The following is a 5389-nucleotide window of genomic DNA, read 5'->3' as shown; positions in this document are numbered from 1 at the left end:
CGGGGCTTGCCACCGGAGCGGCCGCCCCCGTTGCCAGCGTTGCCGCCGGACCGGGTGCCGCCGCTCTTGGGCCGCGAGCGGCCGCCACCGGAGGAGGTGGTGGTCACTTCGGTCTTGAGGCCACCGGGCCGGGACCGCTCGCCGGGAGCGAGGTCCTGCAGCACCGGGTGGCCGGCGCTGTCGACACGGGTGGTCGTCGGCGTGATGCCGGCGGCCCGGGTGAGCGCTCGGACATCGCCGCGCTGGTCGCTGGTCATCAACGTGACCACGGTGCCGGCCGCGCCCGCACGGGCCGTACGGCCGGAGCGGTGCAGGTAGGCCTTGTGCTCTGCCGGCGGGTCGGCGTGGATCACGAGCGCGACGTCGTCGACATGGATGCCGCGAGCGGCGATGTCGGTCGCGACGAGAGTGGTCGCCTTGCCGCTGTGGAACGCGTCCATGTTGCGGGTCCGCGCGCCCTGGCTCAGGTTGCCGTGCAGGTCGACGGCAGGGACGCCGTTGCTGTTGAGCTGACGCGCCAGCGCCTTGGCGCCGTGCTTGGTGCGGGTGAAGACGACGGTCCGGCCGGGGGCGCTGACCAGGTCGAGCAGCACCGGCAGGCGCAGGTCCCGGTCGACGTGCAGCACGTGGTGGTCCATCTTCGCCACCGGCGACTGGGCCGAGTCGGCCTCGTGCACGGCCGGCTTGTCGAGGAACCGCTTCACCAGCACGTTGATCGCGCCGTCGAGCGTCGCGGAGAACAGCATCCGCTGTCCGCCCTTGGGAGTCTGGTCGAGCAGGCGCCGTACGGCGGGCAGGAAGCCGAGATCCGCCATGTGGTCGGCCTCGTCGAGCACGGTGACCTGCACGTCCGCGAGGCTGCAGTGCCCCTGCTGGATGAGGTCCTCGAGCCGTCCGGGGCAGGCGATCAGGACGTCGACGCCCTTACGCAGCGCGGTGACCTGAGGGGCCTGGCCGACGCCGCCGAAGACGGTCGTCGTGCTGAGACCGGCCGCCTTGGCGAGCGGCGAGATGGAGGCCGCGATCTGGCTGGCGAGCTCGCGGGTGGGGGCCAGGACCAGGGCGCGCGGGCGCTTGGCTGCCGGCCGACGGTTCGACTGGGTGAGTCGGGCCACCAGCGGAAGCCCGAAGGCGTAGGTCTTGCCGGAGCCGGTGCGGCCGCGTCCGAGGACGTCACGGCCGGCCAGGGAGTCCGGCAGTGTCGCGGCCTGGATCGGGGTGGGAACGGTGATCTGGTTGGCCGTCAGGACGGCGACGAGATCGGTGGGCACGCCAAGATCGGCGAAGGTGGAAGTCAAGAGAGTTCTCTCGGTCGGCGTCTCGCCGTGCTGTCCCGACTGGTGAAGGGACGAGGTAAGCGGGCCTCTGATTCGAGGGCGCGGCACCAGGGGCGCTGCGCGACGGTCCGGGGCAAGACCGGCCGGACCAATGACTCGACCCTAGCCGAGCGGTGACCGCGCGGGCGAATCGCCGCGCGGGGCTGCGGTCGCGTGACGGTCGCTGCGCGACCTCCTCGACCTCCGGCATCGACCTGCGGGCTACTTGAACCGCAGGACGCCGTCGTCGATCGGGGACCTCTGGATGACCTTGCGGTCGACCATGTAGTTCTGGTCGAGCTTCCACGGCGGACGGTCGCCCTGCGCGGGCAGCAGGTGGGCGGACCGCTGGATGTACCCGGAGCTGAGGTCCATCAGTGGCAGCCTGCCGACGCTCGGGTCGGGCTCCGGCACCGCGATCCGGTAGCCATGCTCGTCCATGTGGTCGAGCAGCCGGCACACGTAGTCGATGACCAGGTCGGCCTTCAACGTCCAGGAGGCGTTGGTGTAGCCGATGGTGAAGGCGAAGTTCGGCATCCCGCTCAGCATCAGCGCCTTGTAGGCCATCAGGTCCTTGAGCTCGACCTGCTCGCCGTCGACCTCGATCTCGACGCCACCGAACGGAAGCAGCAGCTGGAAGCCGGTCGCCGACACCACGAGGTCCGCTTCGAGCTCCTCACCCGAGGTGAGCCGCACCCCGGTCGGCGTGAACGTCTCGATGGTGCCGGTGACGACGTCGGCGCGGCCGGCGGCGATCACGTTGAACAGGTCGCCGTCGGGCACGAAGCAGAGGCGCTGCTCCCAGGGGTTGTACGGCGGGTCGAAGTGGGTGTCGACGTCGAAGTCCTCGTGCAGCATCCGTTTCGCGTTCTTGCGGATGAAGGCCCTGGCCCGGTCCGGCCACCGTCGCGAGAGCTGGAACGACACGATCGCCTGGAGGATGTTGGACCAGCGCACGACGGGATACGACATCTTGTCGGGCAGCCGCCCGAGCAGCCGAGCGAGCGGGTCGCGGCCCGGCCGGGACAGGACGTACGTCGGCGTGCGCTGCAGCATCGTGACGTGCTCGGCAGCCCCATCGCCGGTGGCCATCGCCGGCACCAGCGTGACGGCGGTGGCGCCGCTGCCGACCACGATCACCCGCCTGCCGCGGTAGTCCAGGTCCTCGGGCCAGTGCTGCGGGTGGACGATCTGGCCACCAAACTCGTCCATGCCCGGCCACGCGGGCTGGAAGCCCTCGTCGTAGCGGTAGTAGCCGGCGCACGACCACAGGAAGCTCGCGGTCATGGTGAAGGTCTGGACCGCCGCGTCGTCGGCGGGGTCGCCGACCGCGACGCTCACCGTCCAGCGCGCGTCGGTCGAGTCCCACGTCGCGCGCAGCACCCGGTGCCGGTAGCGGATCAGGCCGGTGACGCCGTACTCCTCGGCGACCGTCTCGATGTAGCTCTTGATCAGGGCACCGTCGGCCAGCGCGACGTCGCTCCGCCACGGCCGCCACTTGTAGCCGAACGTGAACATGTCGCTGTCCGACCGGATCCCGGGGTAGCGGAACAGGTCCCAGGTGCCGCCCAGGTCGTCGCGCGCCTCGAGCACGGCGACGCTGCGTCCGGGATGCCGGTCGCGCAGCTGCGCGGCGGCGCCGACCCCGGAGAGCCCGGCTCCGATGACGAGCACATCGACGTGCTCGGGGGATCCCGAGGAGACCTGCTCGGTCACGCGGGGGACTCTCCCACCTGCACGGCCGCGCCGCGCTCGATGAGACCGTCGACGTCGGCGACCCCCCACGCCACCAGCGCCTCCCGCGTGTGGGCGCCGGCCGCGGGAGCGGGCGGCAGCGAGAGGGTGGCCCGGGTGCGGGAGAACCGCGGTGCGGGCTGCGGCTGGACGATGCCCTCGTGCTCGACAAAGACCTCGCGACCCTTGATGTGCGGATGGTCGGGCGCCTCGCTCATCCGCAGGATCGGCGAGACGCAGGCATCGGTGCCGTCGAAGACCGCGCACCACTCGTCGCGGGTCCGCTCGCGGAACCGGGCGGCGATGACCGCGCGCAGCTCGTCGGTCCGCTCCAGGTCGAACCGGTCCGGCGCGGTGTCTGCGATGCCCAGCAGCTCGACGAACTGCGCGTAGAACTGCGGCTCCAGTGCGCCGACGGCCATGTGCTCACCGTCGGCGGTCTCGTAGATGTCGTAGTACGGCGCGCCGCCGTCGAGCAGGTTCGCCGCGCGCTCCTCGCGGAAGTTGCCGCTGGCGAGGAAGGCCGTCGTCATCGCGTTGAGGTTGGCGGTGCCGTCGACGATCGCGGCGTCGACCACCTGGCCCCTACCGGACGCCTTCGCCTCGAGCAGGGCGGCGAGGATGCCGATGACCAGGTACGTCGACCCGCCGCCGAAGTCGCCCACCAGGTTGGCCGGGAACTGCGGCTTCTCCTTCACCTGGCCGAGCCCGAAGAGGGTGCCGGTGATGGCGATGTAGTTCATGTCGTGACCGGCCGCCTGCGACCACGGGCCGTCCTGGCCCCAGCCGGTCATCCGGCCGTAGACCAGCCGCGGGTTGCGCCGGTGGCACTGCTCGGGCCCGAAGCCGAGCCGCTCGGCCACGCCCGGGCGCATGCCCTCGACGAGCACGTCGGCGTTCTCCACGAGCTCCAGGACCGTAGCCACCGCCTCGGGGTTCTTCAGGTCGAGCGCGACGCTGGGGCGGCCGCGGTTGAGCAGGTCGTGGGACCCGCCGGCGAGCATCTGCCCGCCCGGCCGCTCCACGCGGAGCACGTCCGCGCCCAGGTCCGCCAGGATCATGCAGGCGTGCGGGCTCGGACCGATGCCCGCGATCTCTACGACCCTCAGTCCCTTCAGCGGACCGGTGCCGTGACCCAGCTCATAAGACATGGGCCGATCATGGCACGAGGGTGACAGCGTTGGTGTCAGTGTCCGGGCCCCCGGGACTAGCCGGGGTTGACGATCCGCTCGAGCTCGAAGTGCATCGGATCGGTCCAGGCCCAGTCCCCGCCCCAGGCGAAGCCCCAGTACTTGAAGATCGCGACGACCTCGCGGTTCATCTCGCCGACGGTGCCGCGCTGGTTGCCGGGCACGTTGAAGTCGAGGGCCAGGCCGAACGAGTGGTTCGACAGGTTCGTGGAGCCGGCGATGAACCGCGGGTAGTAGCAGCCGGCGTACTCGTCGGGGTGGATCTCGGAGGCCAGGCCCCGGCGCTGCACCTCGGCGAGCGCCGCCTTGAGCTGCGGCATCATGTGCCGGTTGCAGGTCACCGTGCCCAGGATGGGCACCTGCTCGGTGACGATGTACCTCTTCACCCAGGCCGGGTCCGGCGCGATCCGGCCGCCGCCGATCGGGGTGTAGCGGAAGACCCCGACCGCCTCGCGGAAGGCGCCGACCGGCACGGCGGTCTGGAAGGTGCCGATGTCCAGGCCCTCCTGCGCGACGATGTCGAGGGCGATGATCGACACCTTGCCCTTGCCGACGGCCTTCTCGATCCGGTCCCGCACCACCTGGGGTGACGACAGCCCGGTGTTGAGGATGATCGCGTTGTCCTTCTGCAGACCGAGCTCTGCGCCCCACTTCTCGTTGACCATCGCGTCGACGCTGTCGACCTCCGCGGTCGACCAGGCACCGACGTGGATCTGCTGCTTGCCGACCTGGAGGTAGTCGTCGTCGTCGATCGGAAGCCGCCGCTGCAGGTCCTGCATGACCGCGACCTCGCCCCCGGCGATCCGGTCCCACTGGTCCTGGAACGCCGCGCTCTTGGTGCCGGTGAAGTTGCGGTAGCCGGCCGGGTCGACGGCCGCGATGTTGAAGAGCTTGTTCTCGACCGAGAACTGCCCGTAGGACAGCATCTCGTAGGCGACCACGCCCTTCCGGCCGCGGACCGTCACGCCCGTGATCTGCTCCAGCAGCTCATCGGAGATCGTGTCGTCGCTGACGACGAGGAGGTCGTCGCCGTACAGGCTGCCTTCGAGCTTGCCCGGCGCCGCGACGGCGTGGTCGGGGTCGACGGCGTTCTCGGGGACGGCGCTGGACGAGGCGGACGCCGTGCTCGGCTCGCCGGCGCGCTCGGGC

Annotated in this window: 4 protein-coding genes; all 4 read right to left on the bottom strand. The window is 70.9% G+C overall.

From position 1 onward, the window contains the following. Positions 1-1298 (bottom strand): DEAD/DEAH box helicase (locus E7Z54_RS17335; protein WP_136435838.1); only part of this gene is annotated, 1298 nt, incomplete at its 3' end. Between the two features lie 240 nt (positions 1299-1538). Continuing rightward, the gene (locus tag E7Z54_RS17330; RefSeq protein WP_136435836.1) at positions 1539-3032 is read right to left on the bottom strand and encodes a flavin-containing monooxygenase; all 1494 of its coding nucleotides are present in this window, start codon (positions 3030-3032) and stop codon (positions 1539-1541) included. Further along, positions 3029-4201, bottom strand: a complete 1173-nt coding sequence (locus E7Z54_RS17325; RefSeq protein WP_136435834.1) for a CaiB/BaiF CoA transferase family protein — start codon at positions 4199-4201, stop codon at positions 3029-3031. The genes E7Z54_RS17330 and E7Z54_RS17325 overlap by 4 nt, the downstream gene beginning before the upstream one ends. Before the next feature lie 56 nt (positions 4202-4257). Further along, positions 4258-5389, bottom strand: a 1132-nt coding sequence (locus tag E7Z54_RS17320; protein ID WP_136435833.1) for a M15 family metallopeptidase, incomplete at its 5' end; no start/stop codon positions are given.

It is taken from the genome of Nocardioides sp. (genome assembly GCF_004803405.1).
In the GTDB taxonomy this organism is placed as follows: Bacteria; Actinomycetota; Actinomycetes; order Propionibacteriales; family Nocardioidaceae; genus Nocardioides; species Nocardioides vastitatis.
This window is presented reverse-complemented; position numbering and strand designations above follow the sequence as displayed.

Coding starts and splice junctions, on each gene's coding strand:
- E7Z54_RS17325 (WP_136435834.1), bottom strand. CDS start 4,201: ATGTCTTATGAGCTGGGTCACGGCACCGGTCCGCTGAAGGGACTGAGG.